We start from the raw sequence: 16,278 nt of genomic DNA, 5'->3' as shown, positions 1-16,278 counted from the left end.
AGCCCCCCGTCCTATTGCTTGGTGATCGCGGTGATCTCGGTGATCTCGCCGGAGCCATCCTTGAGCGTCAGGTCGAAAGCCACCTTGTCGCCTGGCTTGACGCTCTGGACGAGGTCGGGCGCCGCCTTGAAGGCCATGGTCATCGCCGGCCAGCCGGCCTCCGGAATTGGGCCGTGGTCGACCGTGATGGCGCCGGCGCCAGCGTCGACGGACTTCACCGTCCCCGTTCCCTTGGCCGTTTTGGCGACCTGCGAGCCGGCCATGTTCATCCCCGCCATATCGCCGGTCGGGGCGGCAGGCGTGTCCGCCGCTGGCGCGGCCGGCGCTTCGACCATGGTCGTCTCGGACTCCTGACCGCACGCGGCCAAGGCAAGGACTGCGCCCAGGATGCCGCCGGTTAGGACAATACGCTTCATGGTTGGTCTCCTTTGAGGATTGCAGCTGAGGACGCGGAACGTCGCCGTCGCAGCAGCAGGTAGCCTGCCGGCACGACAAACATCGAGAGCAGCGGCGCCGTCAGCATACCGCCGATCATGGGGGCGGCGATGCGGCTCATCACCTCCGAGCCGGCGCCGTGACCAATGAGGATCGGGAAGAGGCCCGCCAGGATCACCGCCACGGTCATCGCCTTCGGCCGGACCCGCAGAAGGGCGCCTTCGCGGATCGCGTCTTCCACTTGGGCCGGTGAGGGCGCTGGGCCGCGGTCGTGGAGCGCCACCTTGAGATAGATGAGCATGACGACCCCGAACTCGGCGGCGACGCCGGCCAGGGCGATGAGGCCGACGCCTGTGGCGACCGATTGGTGATAGCCCAGGAGATATAGGGTCCAGATGGCTCCCGTGAGGGCAAAGGGCAGGGTGGCCATGATCAGCACCGCCTCGTCCAGACGGCCAAAGGTCATGAAGAGCAGCAGGAAGATGATCACCAGGGTGGCGGGGATGACGATCTTCAGCCGCTCGGTCGCCCGCTGCAGGTATTCGAACTGGCCAGAGTAGGCGACGGAGACGCCAGGCGCGAGCTTCACCTTGCCGGTGACGGCCGACTGCAGATCGGCGACGACCGAGGCGAGGTCGCGGCCCCGGACGTCCACATAAACCCAGGTAGAGGGTCGGGCGTTCTCCGTCTTCAGCATCGGCGGTCCGTCGGTGACCTCGACCGCCGCCACGGTCCCGAGGATGATCTGCTGACCCGCCGGGGTCAGGATCGGCAATTGACGCAGGCCCTCCAGGCTGTCTCGGAGCTCGCGCGGATATCGGACGCTGATCGGGTATCGCGCCAAGCCTTCAACCGTCTGACCGATGGTCTGCCCGCCGACCGCGGTGGAGATCACATCCTGGACGTCGGCGATGTTGAGGCCGTAGCGCGCCGCGGCCGCCCGATCGATGGTCACGTCGACATAGCGGCCTCCGGTCAGGCGCTCGGCCAGGGCCGAAGAGACGCCGGGCACGGTCTTAGCCACGGCCTCGATGTCGTGGGCGATACGGTCGATCTGCGCCAGATCCTGGCCCGAGACCTTCACGCCGATCGGGCTCTTGATGCCGGTGGCCAGCATGTCGATGCGGTTGCGGATCGGAGGCACCCAGACGTTGGCGAGTCCGGGAACCTTCACCGTTCGGTCCAGCTCCTCGACCAGCTTCTCGGGCGTCATACCCGGGCGCCACTGGCTGCGTGGCTTGAACTGGATGGTCGTCTCGAACATCTCGAGCGGGGCAGGGTCGGTGGCGGTTTCCGCCCGGCCTGCCTTGCCGAAGACGGTCTGCACCTCCGGGACCGTCTTGATGAGCCGGTCGGTCTGCTGAAGCAGCTCCGCCGCCTTCTGAGCGGAGATCCCCGGCAGGGCCGAGGGCATGTAGAGGAGGTCGCCCTCGTCCAGCTGAGGCATGAACTCCCCGCCCAGCCGGCTAAGGGGCCAGGCTGTGGTCGCAAAGGCCATGAGCGCAATCAGCAGCGTCGTCTTCGGCCGCCGCATCACCCAGTCGAGCCCCGGCCGATAAGCGGCCATGAGCCAGCGGTTCAAGGGATTGGAACTCTCTGGCGGAATCCGACCGCGGATCAGCAGTCCCATGAGCACCGGCACCAGGGTCACCGAGAGGATCGCCGCGCCGGCCATGGCGTAGGTCTTGGTGAAGGCCAATGGCCCGAAGAGCCGCCCCTCCTGGCCTTGCAGGCTGAAGACCGGCACGAACGACAGGGTGATGATCAAGAGGCTGAAAAAGAGCGCCGGCCCGACCTCGGCCGCCGCCTCGGTGATTACGCGCCATCGCGTCTCACCGACCAGGGGCTCGCCAGGATGGTCGGCCTCCCAGCGCTCGATCCGCTTGTGCGCGTTTTCGATCATGACCACGGCAGCGTCGACCATCGCGCCAATGGCGATGGCGATGCCGCCAAGCGACATGATGTTGGCGTTCACGCCCTGCACCCGCATGACGATGAGGGCGAAGAGGACGCCCAGGGGCAGGGTGAGAATGGCGACGAGCGCCGACCGAGCGTGCCAGAGGAAGAGCACGCAGACGAGCGCCACCACGATGAACTCTTCGATCAATTTCTCGCGCAGATTGGCGACGGCGCGGTCGATGAGCTGCGAGCGGTCGTAGGTCGTAACGATCTCGACGCCGGGCGGAAGGCTGCTCTTGAGCTCAACGAGTTTGTCCTTCACGGCGGCGATCGTCGCGCGGGCGTTCTTCCCCGAACGCAGCACGATCACGCCGCCGGCCACCTCGCCCTGACCATTCAGCTCGGCGATGCCGCGGCGCATTTCGGGGCCGATCTGGATCGTCGCCACATCGCCGAGGCGCACGGGGACGCCGCCGGGCGCGATCCTGAGCGGAATCGCGCGAAAGTCGTCCAGGGTTTTCAGGTAGCCGCCGGCCCGGACCATATACTCCGCCTCGGCCAACTCCAGGACCGAGCCGCCGGTCTCCTGGTTGGCCCGCGTGATCGCCTCGACGGTCTCAGCTTGGGTGACGCCGTAGGCGGCCAGCCGCACCGGGTCGAGGACGACCTGGTACTGCTTGACCATGCCGCCGATCGAGGCGACCTCGGCCACCCCGGGCAGGGTCTTCAGCTCGTATCGCAGGAACCAGTCCTGCAGGGATCGGAGCTGGGCGAGGTCGTGGCGCCCGGACCGGTCGACGAGGGCATATTCGAAGATCCAGCCGACGCCGGTGGCGTCGGGCCCGAGGGCCGGTTTGGCGGAATCCGGCAGCCGTCCTTGCACCTGGTTGAGGTACTCGAGCACGCGCGAGCGGGCCCAATAGAGGTCGGTCCCGTCCTCGAACAGCACGTAGACGAAGCTGTCGCCAAAGAAGGAATAGCCGCGCACCGTCTTGGCGCCCGGCACCGAGAGCATGGTGGTGGTGAGCGGATAGGTGACCTGGCTTTCCACGATCTGCGGCGCCTGGCCGGGGTAGGTGGTGCGGATGATCACCTGGACGTCGGAAAGGTCCGGCAGGGCGTCGACGGGCGTGGCGCGCAAGGCGAGGAGACCCGAGGCCAGCAGGACTGCAGCGCCCAGGAGCACGACGAGCCGAAAGCGGACAGAGAGACGGATGAGGGCGGCGATCACCGGCGCGCTCCCGCCGGGGCGATCCGCCGAACCACAGGGCCGTCCGATCGTTGCTCAAAGCCGAAGGCGACTTGGTCGCCGACCCTGACGCCAGCGGCGAGCCCGGGCGGATCGAGCTTGAAGGTCATGGTCATGGCGGGCCAGCCGATCGCCGGGACGGGCTCGTGGCTGAGGGTCACCTGGTCGCCCTTCAAAGCCTCGACGCGGCCACGGCTCTCAAGGAGCGTCGGCGCCGCGGTGGCGGACTGAGGCGTGATCGCCGGGGCGAGTGGCCGGGCCTGCAGCCCAGCGAGGCTCGCCTCCGAGTCGATCAGGAATTGGCCCGAGGCGACGATCCTTTGGCCCTCCTGCAAGCCGCCGAGGATCTCCGTAAGCCCGCCGTCCTCGCGCCCGATCTTCACCTCGACGGGCTGGAAGCGCCCGCCGTCCAGAGCGAGCATGACGATCGCCCGTCGCCCGGTCCGGATCACCGCCTCGGCCGGCACGACCAGGACCGGCCTCGTCGGTCCGTCGAGATGGACGGTCCCATACATGCCCGGCCGCAGCCGTCCGCCGCGGTTGGGCAGCTCGACCCGAGCCTGCAGCGTTCGGCTTTCCGTCTGGGCCGAGGGCAGGACGGCGCTGACCCGTCCGGAGAAAGCCTCGCCCGGAAAGGCGGCCAGCTCGACGCGGGCGGAGGCGCCGGGGCGCACCAGGCCCGCTTGGGCCTCGGGAACCGCAGCCGTCATCCACACGGTGTTCAGGCCGGAGACCTGGGCCAAAGTCTGGCCCATGCTGACGGTCATGCCCGCGCGGACGTCGAGGGTCTGGATCGCGCCAGCCACGGGTGTGGTGACGGTGACGACTGCATGTGGGCGGCCCGAGCGGGCGACAGAGTCGATCAGGGGATCCGGCATGCCCAGAAGGCGCATCCGCTGGCGCGCGGCCGCCTCAAGTGTGGCGTCGCCTGACCTGCGGATCGCAAGATACTCGGCCTGGGCACCGCCCCAGCTCGGGACCAGCAGATCGGCGATGGGCGCCCCGGCGGTGACAACGTCGCCGGGCGCGCGGCCATAGACCCGCTGCACGAAACCTGCGGCCCTGGCCTGCACGATGGCCACGTCACGCCCATTGAATTCGAGAAGGCCCGGCGCGGTGAGATCCTCGGCGAAGGCCGTCCGCCGCACCGTCGCATAGCGCACGCCGAGGCTTTGGAGCTGCGCCGGATCGATCCGCACGCCGGCCGTTCCGGGCGCCTCGTCGGCGTATCGGGGCACCAGCTGCATGTCCATGAAAGGCGAATTTCCGGGCTTGTCGAAGCGCTGCCCCGGAACCATCGGATCGTACCAGTAGAGGACCTTGCGCCCCGCCTCCGGGCCTGCGCTCGCGGCCGGCGCGGTCTGGCGCAGGTGCGCCAAGCCATAGCCGCCGAGGGCGCCGATCAGCGTCAGGGCGGCGGCGCCGACCGCCAGCTGAGCACGGGTAAGATTGAGGGCGCTCATGGTTCGCCGGCTCCGTAGGTGAGGTTGATGCGCACCGCATCGCGGACCACGGCCGCCTCGCGGTCCAGGGCGTCGACGCGAGCTTCCGCCAGTTCCAGAAAGGCCTGGAGCACATCGGAGAGGCTGGCGCTCGCCGCAGCGTAACTGGCCGTTTCCAGATCCGCCTTGCGTCGGGCGAGGGGCACGAGCGTCGCCTGCGCGCGCATCATGCGGTCATGGCGCATGGCATGGTCGGCGAGGTCGGCGTCAAGTTGGGCGCGCAGCTGCCGGCGCATGGCCTCCCGCTCCGCGCTCACGCGGCCGGCGCTCGCGGCCTTGGCGGCGATCATCGGGTCTTGTCGCTTGCCGGGGAATATCGGCAGGCTGACAGTTCCGCCGAGGGAGACCATGTCGCCCCACATCGGGTCGCGGCGATGATAGGCGAGCTCCCAACTCCAATCGGGCCGCTTGTCCGCCCGCGCGGCCGCCAGATCGGCTGCGGCCTGACCGCCCATGGCGTCGTAGGCGAGCAGCGCCGGGTGATGGTCGAGAGCCGCCCGCAGCCTGGGGGCGTCTACGGTCTGCGGCGGCGGATCCCCCAGCGCCTCCGGTTCAGGCTCACCGGTCCAGCGCGTCAGCTCAGCGCGGGCCTTGGCCGCGGCGGCCAACAGTTCGGCGCGGCGGTCGCCGAGCGCCGCGGTCAGTTCGTCCGCTTCCAAGGCCGCGGCCGGGCGGCTTGAGCCAGCCGCCAGCTGGGCTGGCGCGGCATCGTGCAGCGGCTTGAGCGCCGCCGCGATCTCGGCCAAGGCCGCGAGCTTACGCTGGGCGTAATATAGGTCGATCCAGGCCACGGCGGCGGCGAGGCGGACGTTGCGGGCCTCCACGGCCTGCCCCGACTCGGCTGCGCTGACATCGGCGGCTGCGCGCTCGCGCTCGGCGCGCCGCTTCGCGCCATTGGGGACATCCTGCATCACGCCGACCGTGGCCATGGTCATGCTTTCCGGCCCGGACCGCCAGGCGGGCGGACCGGAGACGGGAAAGTTGTCGAGGCCAAACCGGAGCTTCGGATCCGGCAGGCGTCCCGCCGCGCCTGCGGCCGCGCGAGCAGCTGCGACCTCGGCCGCCCTGGCCTGAAGCGTGGGAGCCTCGCCGGCGCGTTGCAGCGCCGCTGAATAGGTGAGGGGGGCGGCCTGGGCGGCGCTCGATAGGAACGCGGCGCCCAGCATCAGCCAAAGAGGCCGCATGAGGAACTCCTCTTAAGAGAACAAGGGATGGCGTGAAGCGCCGACGGCCGGGCAAGCCGGCCGCAAGCGCCCTCGCTCACCGCGCGCCCAAAGGGGATCAGGGCGCGCGAGAGCGATCACGGTCAGCCGGCGGAGCCGCTCTTGGGCGTCGGCGGGCCACGATCAAGCATCACGGTCATGCACTGCTCGCGCATGGCCCGGTCGCCCTTCATCATCGGACAGGCGCAGTCGCCCATGGGCGCGGCTTGGGCCGCGGGCGGCCGAGCGCTTGGCGCCATGTTGTAATTGCCGCCCTTGCCGTAGGGCTGGGCGGAAGCGGCGCTCGCGGCCGCAGCGAGGGCCAGCGCCGCTGCGGTCAGGGAAATACGATAGGTCATGGGAAACACTCCCGATTGGGATCGATCATCATGGCCGGACGGAGTCCGGCCGGGCTCTGCACGCAAAGCGCCGCCCGCAGGCGAGCAGCGCTGGGTTCAGGTGATCGGTCTGGGAGGTCGTTCGAGGCGTCCGGGGTCGTGGGGCGTCAACGACGCCATCCGCCCGGGCGCGGGCGCGAAGTGATCAGCCTTAAGGAGGCTGACGGGCGGCATGCTGGGGAGGGCCGCCGTCACGCCGCACATGGCGATGCACGCGAGAAGGCAGCTCATGTCATCGTGCTTCGAGGGGGTCACGTCCTTGGCGGGGTCGCAGCAGGGGTCGGCCTCGCCGTCGGCGTGATCCATCCCCGGCATGTCGGCCATCGCCATGCTCATCATCGCGTCGCCATGTCCCTGGCAGGTCGCCTGGGCCGCCGCGGCGGACACCGGGCTGGCCAGGAGGCCGAACACGGCCAGAAGGGCGAGCAGGAAGCGCATCGCCCGTGAGCCTAGCGCCACAGCGACCGTTGTCACTTGGTTTCGCGATGCTGTGTCTTGCGGGCGCGCCATAGGATTCACATCGCCGCCGGCGGCGCGAGCGTGCCGAACCAGGCCACGAGCGCGACGACCCCGAGGGCGGCGGCGGTCTCCAGCGCGATACTGCGGCGGAGATCCGCAAGCGCCGCGCCTTGCCGCGATGGTTCGTCCAAGGCCAGGGCCAGGACAGGCGTCAGCCGGAAGCGGTTTGCGGCCGCCAGGCCGAGCATGGCCACGAACAGGAGGAGCTTGAGGCTCAAGAGCCGCCCATAAGGGGTGGTCCAGAGGCCGTCGATCCGGTCCACCCCGACCAAGAACCAGCTGTTGGCGAGTCCGGTCGCCACCAGGACCGCCACCAGCAGCGCGCCCACGCCCGAAAAGCCGTGCAGGGCCCGGTGCAGGGCGACCAAGCCCGCCGGCGCGGGGCTGCGGATGCGCAGGATCAGCGCGAAGGCCACAAGCGCGCCGATCCAGACGGCCCCAGCCCAGCTGTGAAGGATGTCGGAGACAAGGTGGATGACACCGCCTGGCCCCTCCGTCGCCGCGCCATGACCCATCCAGGCGAAGGTTGCGGTCGCGAGAGTTCCGAGCGCGGCCGCGACGATCCAGCTGGCTCGCGCTGGCCTCAGCATCACGGCGAGGATCGTGGCCAGGAGGGCGACCCCCGCCCTAAGGACGCCCGCCTTGCCGAGGTCCATACTCGTCACCACGGCGCCGAGCGCCTCGGGTTTGAGTCCCTCCACCATCGATCCGGCCAGCACGCTGGCCTGGGCCGCGATCCAGAGCAGCGTCGCGAGCGCCAGCAGCGCGCCCGCGCCCGCCAGCAGCCTGCGGGTCCACGGCGCCTCCGCGGCCGAGCCGGGACCCGTGGAGGGGAGGGCATAGATGAAGAAGAGCGATGATCCCATGAGGACCATCGCTCCCGCATACTGCATCAGCCTGAGGACGACGACCGCAGACTCGAGCACGTCAACCGACCTTGAAGGCCACTTCGCCGTTCATCTTGTGGCCGTCGGCCGAGGCCGCCGTCCAGACGATCTTGTAGGCGCCCTTCGCCAGAGCCGCTTCGGGCGTGCCGGTAATGCTCTTGCCGTCCGTCGAGACGGTCGTCTTCACCGGCACCTTCATCCCGCCATGTTCCGGCATGGTGAGCTCGAACTTGGAGAAGGCCGGCACAAGCTTTTCGTTGAAGGTCAGGGTGATGACCTTCGGCGCGGCCGCGACGGCGGCGTTGGCTGCAGGATTGGAGCTCACCAGCTGGGCGTGAGCCCAGGCGGGGCTGGTGGCGAGGAGAGCCGTGGCGCCGGAGAGGGCGGCAAGGCCGAAATAGCGGTTTCTCATTTGGGTCTCCCGACGAGGTGTCTGTGAGGGTCTACGCACCGCAGCCTCCTGAGCCCTCAATCTAGTTGGCTCCGCCTCATCTGGCTGTCGCCATGAATCAACGGGGAACGGGCGCGTTTCATTTGATGCTGATAGCATACCCCCCTATATTATCTCTACACGTAGAGGGTTTTCGATGGGCCACACCGTTCGGGAGAAAAAAAAGCTGATCGCCCGCGTACGGCGCATTCGCGGACAAGTGGAAGCAGTTGAGCGCGCCTTAGAGACGGAGACCGACTGCGCGGAGGTGCTTCAGCTGATCGCGTCGGTCCGCGGGGCGATGAACGGTCTCATGGCCGAGGTTATGGAAGACCATATTCGCAATCATGTCGTCGATCCGGCGCACGACCCTGATCCCGAACGCGCCAAAGGCGCCGAACAGCTGATCGAGGTCGTCCGCAGTTACTTGAAATGACAAGGAAGCCAGCCATGGCCGACCAAACGAAGCGCGACCGGGCAAGCCTGGCCGACCAGGCGGAGGTCCGGACGACAGCGCCAGCCGCGCTGAACGAAAACACCCATCGGCATGATTCTCATGATCACGATCATGATGACGAAGATGGTCACGACCACGAACACCCATTCGAGCGGCAAGAAGCCCTGCGTATTGGGTTCGTGGCTGTCGCTGCGGCGCTGGTCTGGTTCAAGGTGTGGGAGCCGATCCCTACCATCAGCGTGATCGGCGTTGTCGGCCTTCTGGTTGGCGGTTGGCCGATCCTTAAGGAAGCGTTCGAGAACGTCCTTCAACGCCGCATGACGATGGAGCTGTCGATGACGATCGCCATCGTCGCGGCTGCTGCAATCGGCGAATTCTTCACCGCCCTGGTCATCACGCTTTTCGTTCTGGTGGCCGAGGTCCTCGAAGGCCTGACGGTCGGGCGGGGGCGCAAGGCGATCCGGGATCTTCTGGAGTTCCTGCCCAGCGAGGTTTCCGTCCGCCGAACCGGCTCCATTCGGACGATTTCCGCTGCCGAGCTCAATATTGGCGACGCCATCCTGGTGGCTCCGGGCGGCCGTATCCCGGTCGATGGCGCGGTCCTGTCCGGCAATTCTTTCGTCGATGAATCCCGCATCACCGGCGAATCGATGCCGGTGGAGAAGATCGAAGGCGCCGCAGTGTTCGCCGGGTCGATTAATCAGTCGGGCGCGCTTGAAGTGCGCGCCGAGCGGATCGGGCGCGACACCAGCTACGGCAAGATCATCGAGGCGGTAGAAAGGGCCGAGCGCTCGCGCGCACCCGTCCAACGCCTGGCCGACCGCATGGCCGGCTACCTGGTCTATTTTGCGCTCGGCTCCGCCGTCCTGACCTACCTCATCACCCAAAACATCTACTCGACCATCTCCGTGATTATCGTCGCCGGCGCCTGCGGCATCGCAGCCGGCACCCCACTTGCGATCCTCGGCGGCATCGGCCGCTCCGCTCGGCTCGGCGCCATCATCAAAGGCGGCGTCCATCTCGAAACGCTCGGCAAGGTCGACACCGTGGTGCTCGACAAGACCGGCACGCTCACATTCGGCCGGCCGGAAGTGCAAGCCGTCGTAGCCGCGCCCGGCGTCAGCGCCGAAGATCTGCTCGACGCGGCTGCCGCAGCTGAGCTGCGCTCGGAGCACCCGCTGGGCAAGGCCATCATCACCCATGCCAAGGCCCAAGGACGCCCGGTTGCTGAGCCTGAACACTTCGCCTACACGCCCGGGCGGGGCATCGCCGCCAGGGTGACGGGCTCCATGATCCTGGTCGGCAACCAGGCTTGGATGCGGGACAACGGCGTGGCGATCACAGCGCCGCTGAACCTCGGCGTCGAAGCGGCCTCGGAGGTCTATGTCGCCAGGGACGGAGTGCTGCTCGGCGCGATTGCAGTGGCTGACACGGTGCGCCCCGAAGCCAAGCGCGCAATCGAAAGCCTGACGGCTCTCGGGATACGCACTCTCCTGCTGACCGGCGACGCGCTTCCCGTTGCTCAGGCTGTGGGCCGCAGCCTCGGCATCAAGGAAATTGAAGCCGGCCTCCTGCCGGAAGACAAGCTCGCGCGAATCCAGGCGCTCATCCAGCAGAAGCGGACGGTCGCCATGGTCGGCGACGGTGTCAACGATGCACCCGCACTGGCCGAAGCGAGCGTCGGCATCGCGATGGGGTCTGGGACGGACGTCGCCCAGGAGAGCGCCGACGTCGTGCTGCTGGGCAATGATCTTGTCCGTCTCGTGGAGACCCTCAAGGTGGCAAGGCGCACGCGGCGCATCATCTGGCAGAACTTCGCCGGCACGCTCGCGATCGACGCGATCGGGATAGGCTTGGCGGCCGTGGGGGTGCTGAATCCCCTGATGGCGGCATTCATTCACGTCGCGTCCGAAATGGCCTTCATCCTCAACTCGGCCCGGCTGCTGCCGCGCAAGGTTGGGGCTGAAGAGGGAAAGGCCCCGTCAACGCCTCTTGGGGTTCAGCCGGCGGCGGTCCACCCGTGAAGTCGGGCGATCCATGCATCAGCGTCTGCAGTTTTGATGGTCGATCAGGCTGGTGCATCGGCTGTGGTCGAACCGTTCCTGAAATCCGCGCCTGGCGGAAGATGCAACCTCGTGCTCGCCAGATGATGTCGAAGGATTTGAAGCGCCGTGTCGATCGGCTGAGCGAACAGGGGAAGGGCCACACCCTCAGCGATTCCGCGTCGCCTCCCCGAGGTTCGCTGTCATGACTCAACGGAGGGACTGGTGATGTTGAGCGTTCTTGCGGACAGAACCTACAGACATCTCTTCCTGGCGCAGGTGATCGCCCTGGTCGGCACCGGCCTGGCGACAGTAGCGCTGGGTCTGTTGTCTTACGACCTGGCCGGCGCGAACGCCGGCGTTGTGCTTGGCGGCGCGTTGGCGATCAAGATGATCGCCTACATTGGCGTCGGCCCCATCGTGAACGCCTTCGTCGATCGCCTTCCGCGACGAGCTTTCCTTGTGTCGATGGATCTGGTGCGCGCCTCTGTGGCCATCACGCTGCCCTTTGTCACCCAGATTTGGCAGGTCTACCTGCTGATCTTCCTCCTGCAATCGGCTTCTGCAGCGTTCACGCCGACCTTCCAGGCCGCCATACCGGATATTCTTCCAGACGAGGAGCGCTACACGCGGGCGCTGTCGCTCTCGCGTCTGGCCTACGACATGGAAAGCCTAGTCAGCCCGATGCTGGCCGCCGCGCTGCTCACGGTCATCAGCTTCCATTGGCTTTTTGGCGGAACTGTCGTCGGCTTCCTGGCCTCAGCCGCCTTGGTGGTCTCTGTCATCGTCCCGCAGCCCAAGACCGTGGCGCGCGAAGGCGGAATCTACGCGCGCACCACGCGCGGCGTTCGCATCTACCTCAAGACACCAAGGCTGAGAGGGCTACTGGCGCTCAATCTCGCAGCCGCGGCCGCCGGCGCCATGGTGATCGTCAACACCGTCGTCTCTGTGCGGACCCTGCTCGGCCGATCGGCCGACGACATGGCCTTGGCTCTGGCCGCCTTCGGTGGCGGTTCGATGGTCGCGGCCCTGCTGCTCCCGCGCGTGTTGGAGCGTGTGGGCGACCGCACGGTTATGATCACCGCTTCCTGCCTTCTGACCGTGGCCCTGGTCGTCATGGCCTTGCTCACCGTTGCGCCTGGCGTGGACCACTGGGTCTCACTGCTGATCCTGTGGGCGATCATAGGAGTAGGCTATTCAGCCGTCCTGACCCCGTCAGGACGGCTCTTGCGGCGTTCGGCGACGCCTGAGGACCGCAGCGCGCTCTTCGCCGCTCAGTTTGCCCTGTCGCACGCCTGCTGGCTGTTGACCTACACTGTGGCGGGCTCCCTCGGAGCCGCCTACGGCATGGCGCCAACTTTCGTAGCCCTCGCCGGCCTTAGCCTGGTCGGCGTGGTCGTCGCGCTCAAGGTCTGGCCTGCCGCCGACCCTGACGAACTTGCGCACGTGCATCCGGACCTGCCGCCCCAACATCCGCACCTGCGCGAGGGAGAGGGTAAGCCTGTCAGCACACGCGCAGCGCACGTGCACCCTTTCGTCATCGATGATCTTCACCACCATTGGCCGAAGGCGGGCATGTAGTCACATGACCGTCGTTCGTCTTGCTTCGCCAAGCCGCACAACCTAGTAACGCGTGTCGGGAGTTCTAAAGTGCTAGCTCTGCGAGCCACGAAGCTGAGGACGTTCCTCGCCACGCTATGCGTGGCGTTGACGGCTGTGCTCGCCTCGCAATCCACTATCGCTACTGTGGATCAGGTTCAGCACAGCCAGATGGCGGATCACCCGGCTTTAGAGATCCACTTCGACCACGACGACCATCAGGCGGGTCACGACGAGCCGCAAGTCAGCGCCGCCGATGACGTATCTACGGACGGACCCTCGCACCACCATCACGGGGACGGCCCGCAGTTTGCTCCGCTCCCTCGCGGGGACGCCACGTCGGTGATTTCAGCGCAAGCCCTGTCGCTGCGTGGGCCAAACGATGCGCCGCCGTCTTCAGGCATGATCCTAGGGCTAGAACGCCCTCCAAGAGCACCTCTCGAAGTCATCGCCTGACGTAGCGCGGCAATCAGGCCGCGCGCGCCTGATCACCCATGCTTCGAGAGACACATGCCATTCAGATTCCGGTGTCGCGCCAGCGCGCGACTGGGCCTGGCCATCGCGGCCACGCTCGCACTCAACCTCGCGAGCCTGACGGCGGCGAGGGCACAGACAGAGCCGCCAGCCCTTAGCCTCACGGAGGCGCTTGCCAAAGCGGCGGGGGCGGATCCGACGCTCGCGGGTTCGGACGCTCGCCTTGCAGCGGCGCAGGCCAACCTGCGTCAGGCCGGGGTGCGGCCCAACCCGACGCTAGGGGTGGAGCTGGAGAATTTCGCCGGCACCGGCGCCTATTCCCTCCTCGACCGGACAGAAGCCACGGTCAGCTATCAGCAGACCGTTGAACGGGGCGGCAAGCGCGAGGCCCGCACGGGGCGGGCGCGTGCCGAGATCGATGTCGCCCGCCTGCGGCGCGAGGTGCGCACGCTCGATCTGCTCCGGGATGTCCAGGTCGCCTACGCCGAAGCGACCGCGGCCGAGGCCGAGCTGCTGATCGCGGAAGCTCGCCTCATCGCCGCTCACCAATCCCAAGCTGACATCGAGCGGCGGGTGAAAGCTGCGCGCGACCCGCTCTTCGCCGGTTCCCGGGCCGATATGATGACGGCTCAGGCCCAAATAGCGCGTGACCAGGCTCGGGATCGCGCCCGCAACGCCCGCGCCGCGCTCGCCCGGTTCTGGGGCGGCGGCCCAGAATTCCGCTTAGCGCTCGAGCCGTTCTTCGAAGCCAAGGGACCTGTTGTCCCCGCCAGCCTGACGATCGCGGACCTCGCGCTCCTCGAGGCCGAACGGGACGTCGCCATCGCCAATATCCGCGTGGAGCAGGCGCGTGCTGTCGTTGATCCGACCGTCCGGGCTGGAATCCGTTACCTCGGCGACGGAAACAACGTCGCCTTCGTTGTCGGCGGCACGATCCCGCTGCGGCGCTACGATACCAATCGGTCAGGAATAGAACGCGCGCGGGCCGAGCGGACCGCCGCTGAGGCGGACATCGCGGTTGCACGCCTCGCCAGAGAACGTGAGATCGCTCAGCTGATCGCGAGGATTTCGTCGGCAGCGACCGAGGCCGAGCGGATCCGCGCCGAAGTGATCCCCCCAGCGATCAAGTCCGTCGAGCAGGTGCGGGAAGGCTTCAATCGCGGAGGCTTCAGCTACCTCGACGTCACGGAGGCCGAGCGCGCACTCGCCGACGCGCGGGCCCGCCGGGTCAGCGTCCTGCGCCAATACCACCTTGATCAGGCCGCCCTTGATCGGCTGTCCGGCCGTCAGGCTGGCCTCACTCAAACCCGAACCGCGGAGATCCGCTAATGACGCCCGTCCGAACCTGGCGCATTGCGCCTTTCGCCCTCGTCCTCGCCGCCGGGTTGCTCACCGGTTGCGGCGAGCGGTCCAAGACCCCGACAGCCGAAGCCGGCGCCGAAGCTGGTCCAGCTGAATACGAACGTGGCCCGCACAACGGTCGCCTGCTGCGCGACGGAGACTTCAGCCTTGAAGTCACCATCTACGAGGAAGGCCCTGCGCCGCTGTTCCGGCTCTATCCCTATTTGAAGGATAAGCCGCTGGATCCGCGCCAGGTCCAGGTTTCGATCGCGCTCACCCGTCTTGGACCGAAGATCGACCGCTTCACCTTCACGCCCGAGGCCGACTATCTCGCCAGCCCCGGCGTCGTCTCCGAACCGCACTCCTTCGACGTCAGCGTCGCCGCCACGCGAGGCGGTGCGCGCTCGGCGTGGACCTACCAGTCCTATGAGGGCCGCACGGTCATCAAGGCAGACGCCGCCAAGGCTGGCGGCGTTAAGACAGAGCGGGCGGGAGCCGCGGTGCTCGGCGAATCACTTCCCTTAAACGGCCGTGTTGAGATCACACCGGAAGGCCAGAGTGAGGTCTTCGCCCGATACCCGGGGAGGGTCGTCAGCCTCAATGCCGCCCTTGGGCAGCGCGTGACGCGGGGTCAGGTCCTGGCGCGCGTGGAATCGAGCGAGAGCCTACAGACCTACGCGATCACCGCCCCGATCTCCGGCGTCATCCTGACCAAGACGGTGAATGTGGGAACGATGGCCGGAACCAGTCCGATGCTGACCATCGGTGATCCGACACGGCTGCACGCGGAATTCTTCCTTTATCCGAAGGACGCCGAGCGCGTGCGGGTTGGTCAGCGGGTCGAGGTCGTGAGCCAAGCCGGCGGTCATCGCGCCATGGGTGTGATCGAGGTCATCCTGCCGGCGGCCGATCCCATCAGCCAGACACTCATCGCCCACGTGGAGTTGCCGTTCCAAGGCGGCGTGTGGCGTCCAGGCCTGGGCGTCCAGGGCGTTGTTCAGGTCGGGGAGGGGAGCGTCCCGCTCGCGGTACGCACCAAGGCTCTGCAGCCCTTCCGGGACTTCACGGTCGTCTACGCCAAGGTCGGCGACACTTACGAGGTCCGGATGCTCGAACTCGGGCGCCGCACCGACGAGTGGACCGAGGTGCTCGGTGGACTTGAGCCCGGGACCGAGTACGTCAGCGACGGCGCCTTCCTCATTCGCGCGGACATCGAAAAGTCCGGCGCGAGCCATGACCACTAGGGAGCGCGCAGACCATGCTTGAACGCATCATCGCACAGTCGATCCGCTTCCGATGGCTCGTCATGGCCATTGTCCTGGTCTCGGCCGCGGTCGGCGTCTGGAGTTTCCAGCGCCTGCCTGTCGACGCCACACCGGACATCACCAACGTCCAGATTCAGATCAACACTGAGGCCCCGGGCTATTCGCCGCTCGAGGCCGAACAGCGCATCACTTTCCCAGTCGAGACCGCCGTGGCGGGCGTGCCGGGCCTTCAGTACACGCGCTCGGTCTCGCGCTACGGCCTGTCCCAGGTGACCGCCATCTTCGCGGACGGCACCGACATCTACTTCGCCCGCCAGTTGGTCAACGAGCGCCTCCAGATTGCCCGAAGCCAGCTTCCCGAAGGGGTCTCGCCGGAGATGGGACCCATCGCGACCGGTCTCGGCGAAATCTTTATGTATACGCTGGAGGCCAAGCCCGGTGCACGCAAGCCGGACGGCGGGAGCTATACCCCCGAAGACCTGCGAACCCTGCAGGATTGGGTGATCCGGCCGCAACTTCGCAACACGCCGGGGGTCACCGAGGTCAACACCATCGGCGGCTTCGAGCGGCAGTATCACG

At 67.4% G+C, this 16,278-nt stretch carries 15 protein-coding genes; 7 read left to right on the top strand and 8 right to left on the bottom strand.

Annotation, left to right across the window (positions count from 1 at the left end; translation table 11 throughout):
• Window positions 1-11: 11 nt before the first annotated feature.
• The 8 genes from Q7S93_RS12605 to copC all read right to left on the bottom strand — a co-directional run bounded on the left by Q7S93_RS12605 (window position 12) and on the right by copC (window position 8,503).
• Window positions 12-416: a copper-binding protein gene (locus Q7S93_RS12605; protein ID WP_304714254.1), complete on the bottom strand. Its 405-nt coding sequence runs from the start codon at window positions 414-416 to the stop codon at window positions 12-14.
• Window positions 413-3,565, bottom strand: coding sequence for an efflux RND transporter permease subunit (locus Q7S93_RS12600; protein ID WP_304714253.1), 3,153 nt, complete (start codon window positions 3,563-3,565; stop codon window positions 413-415). The genes Q7S93_RS12605 and Q7S93_RS12600 overlap by 4 nt, the downstream gene beginning before the upstream one ends.
• Complete coding sequence (locus Q7S93_RS12595) at window positions 3,562-5,046, bottom strand: efflux RND transporter periplasmic adaptor subunit (RefSeq protein WP_304714252.1); 1,485 nt, start codon at window positions 5,044-5,046, stop codon at window positions 3,562-3,564. Before Q7S93_RS12595 ends, Q7S93_RS12600 begins: the two co-directional genes overlap by 4 nt.
• The gene (locus Q7S93_RS12590) at window positions 5,043-6,251 is read right to left on the bottom strand and encodes a TolC family protein (RefSeq protein ID WP_304714251.1); all 1,209 of its coding nucleotides are present in this window, start codon (window positions 6,249-6,251) and stop codon (window positions 5,043-5,045) included. The genes Q7S93_RS12595 and Q7S93_RS12590 overlap by 4 nt, the downstream gene beginning before the upstream one ends.
• 140 nt (window positions 6,252-6,391) lie before the next feature.
• On the bottom strand, window positions 6,392-6,646 hold the full coding sequence (locus Q7S93_RS12585) for a hypothetical protein (RefSeq protein ID WP_304714250.1): 255 nt from the start codon (window positions 6,644-6,646) through the stop codon (window positions 6,392-6,394).
• 96 nt (window positions 6,647-6,742) lie between these two features.
• Complete coding sequence (locus Q7S93_RS12580) at window positions 6,743-7,123, bottom strand: hypothetical protein (RefSeq protein WP_304714249.1); 381 nt, start codon at window positions 7,121-7,123, stop codon at window positions 6,743-6,745.
• Window positions 7,124-7,200: 77 nt separating this feature from the next.
• Window positions 7,201-8,130, bottom strand: coding sequence for a copper homeostasis membrane protein CopD (gene copD / locus Q7S93_RS12575; protein WP_304714248.1), 930 nt, complete (start codon window positions 8,128-8,130; stop codon window positions 7,201-7,203).
• Window position 8,131: 1 nt separating this feature from the next.
• Window positions 8,132-8,503: a copper homeostasis periplasmic binding protein CopC gene (gene copC / locus Q7S93_RS12570; protein ID WP_304714247.1), complete on the bottom strand. Its 372-nt coding sequence runs from the start codon at window positions 8,501-8,503 to the stop codon at window positions 8,132-8,134.
• Window positions 8,504-8,678: 175 nt separating this feature from the next.
• Between copC and Q7S93_RS12565 the strand changes: the two genes are divergently transcribed.
• From Q7S93_RS12565 to Q7S93_RS12540, 7 genes are all read left to right on the top strand, one after another.
• Window positions 8,679-8,957 carry a metal/formaldehyde-sensitive transcriptional repressor gene (locus Q7S93_RS12565; RefSeq protein ID WP_304714246.1) on the top strand — a complete coding sequence of 93 codons (279 nt, stop codon included), beginning with the start codon at window positions 8,679-8,681 and terminating at the stop codon, window positions 8,955-8,957.
• Between the two features lie 14 nt (window positions 8,958-8,971).
• Window positions 8,972-11,002 (top strand): heavy metal translocating P-type ATPase, encoded by a 2,031-nt coding sequence (locus Q7S93_RS12560; RefSeq protein WP_304714245.1) that lies wholly within the window; start codon window positions 8,972-8,974, stop codon window positions 11,000-11,002.
• Window positions 10,999-11,229: a DUF1289 domain-containing protein gene (locus tag Q7S93_RS19060; RefSeq protein WP_370652153.1), complete on the top strand. Its 231-nt coding sequence runs from the start codon at window positions 10,999-11,001 to the stop codon at window positions 11,227-11,229. The genes Q7S93_RS12560 and Q7S93_RS19060 overlap by 4 nt, the downstream gene beginning before the upstream one ends.
• A 19-nt stretch (window positions 11,230-11,248) precedes the next feature.
• Window positions 11,249-12,601 (top strand): MFS transporter, encoded by a 1,353-nt coding sequence (locus Q7S93_RS12555; protein ID WP_304714244.1) that lies wholly within the window; start codon window positions 11,249-11,251, stop codon window positions 12,599-12,601.
• 528 nt (window positions 12,602-13,129) lie between these two features.
• On the top strand, window positions 13,130-14,422 hold the full coding sequence (locus tag Q7S93_RS12550; protein WP_304714243.1) for a TolC family protein: 1,293 nt from the start codon (window positions 13,130-13,132) through the stop codon (window positions 14,420-14,422).
• Entirely contained in the window at window positions 14,422-15,678 is a 1,257-nt protein-coding gene (locus tag Q7S93_RS12545) for an efflux RND transporter periplasmic adaptor subunit (RefSeq protein ID WP_304714242.1), read from the top strand. Before Q7S93_RS12550 ends, Q7S93_RS12545 begins: the two co-directional genes overlap by 1 nt.
• A gap of 14 nt (window positions 15,679-15,692) precedes the next feature.
• Window positions 15,693-16,278 (top strand): efflux RND transporter permease subunit (locus Q7S93_RS12540; protein ID WP_304714241.1); only part of this gene is annotated, 586 nt, incomplete at its 3' end.

This window comes from Phenylobacterium sp. (genome assembly GCF_030646615.1).
Classification (GTDB): domain Bacteria; phylum Pseudomonadota; class Alphaproteobacteria; order Caulobacterales; family Caulobacteraceae; genus Phenylobacterium.
Note: the sequence above shows the minus strand (reverse complement) of the source record. Positions and strands in the feature narration are given on the sequence as shown.

Bases quoted from the DNA above. Each gene is read 5' to 3' on its own strand.
- Q7S93_RS12605 (WP_304714254.1), bottom strand. From the start codon at position 416: ATGAAGCGTATTGTCCTAACCGGCGGCATCCTGGGCGCAGTCCTTGCC.
- Q7S93_RS12595 (WP_304714252.1), bottom strand. From the start codon at position 5,046: ATGAGCGCCCTCAATCTTACCCGTGCTCAGCTGGCGGTCGGCGCCGCC.
- Q7S93_RS12590 (WP_304714251.1), bottom strand. From the start codon at position 6,251: ATGCTGGGCGCCGCGTTCCTATCGAGCGCCGCCCAGGCCGCCCCCCTC.
- Q7S93_RS12585 (WP_304714250.1), bottom strand. From the start codon at position 6,646: ATGACCTATCGTATTTCCCTGACCGCAGCGGCGCTGGCCCTCGCTGCG.
- Q7S93_RS12580 (WP_304714249.1), bottom strand. From the start codon at position 7,123: ATGCGCTTCCTGCTCGCCCTTCTGGCCGTGTTCGGCCTCCTGGCCAGC.
- copC (WP_304714247.1), bottom strand. From the start codon at position 8,503: ATGAGAAACCGCTATTTCGGCCTTGCCGCCCTCTCCGGCGCCACGGCT.
- Q7S93_RS12565 (WP_304714246.1), top strand. From the start codon at position 8,679: ATGGGCCACACCGTTCGGGAGAAAAAAAAGCTGATCGCCCGCGTACGG.
- Q7S93_RS12560 (WP_304714245.1), top strand. From the start codon at position 8,972: ATGGCCGACCAAACGAAGCGCGACCGGGCAAGCCTGGCCGACCAGGCG.
- Q7S93_RS12555 (WP_304714244.1), top strand. From the start codon at position 11,249: ATGTTGAGCGTTCTTGCGGACAGAACCTACAGACATCTCTTCCTGGCG.
- Q7S93_RS12550 (WP_304714243.1), top strand. From the start codon at position 13,130: ATGCCATTCAGATTCCGGTGTCGCGCCAGCGCGCGACTGGGCCTGGCC.
- Q7S93_RS12545 (WP_304714242.1), top strand. From the start codon at position 14,422: ATGACGCCCGTCCGAACCTGGCGCATTGCGCCTTTCGCCCTCGTCCTC.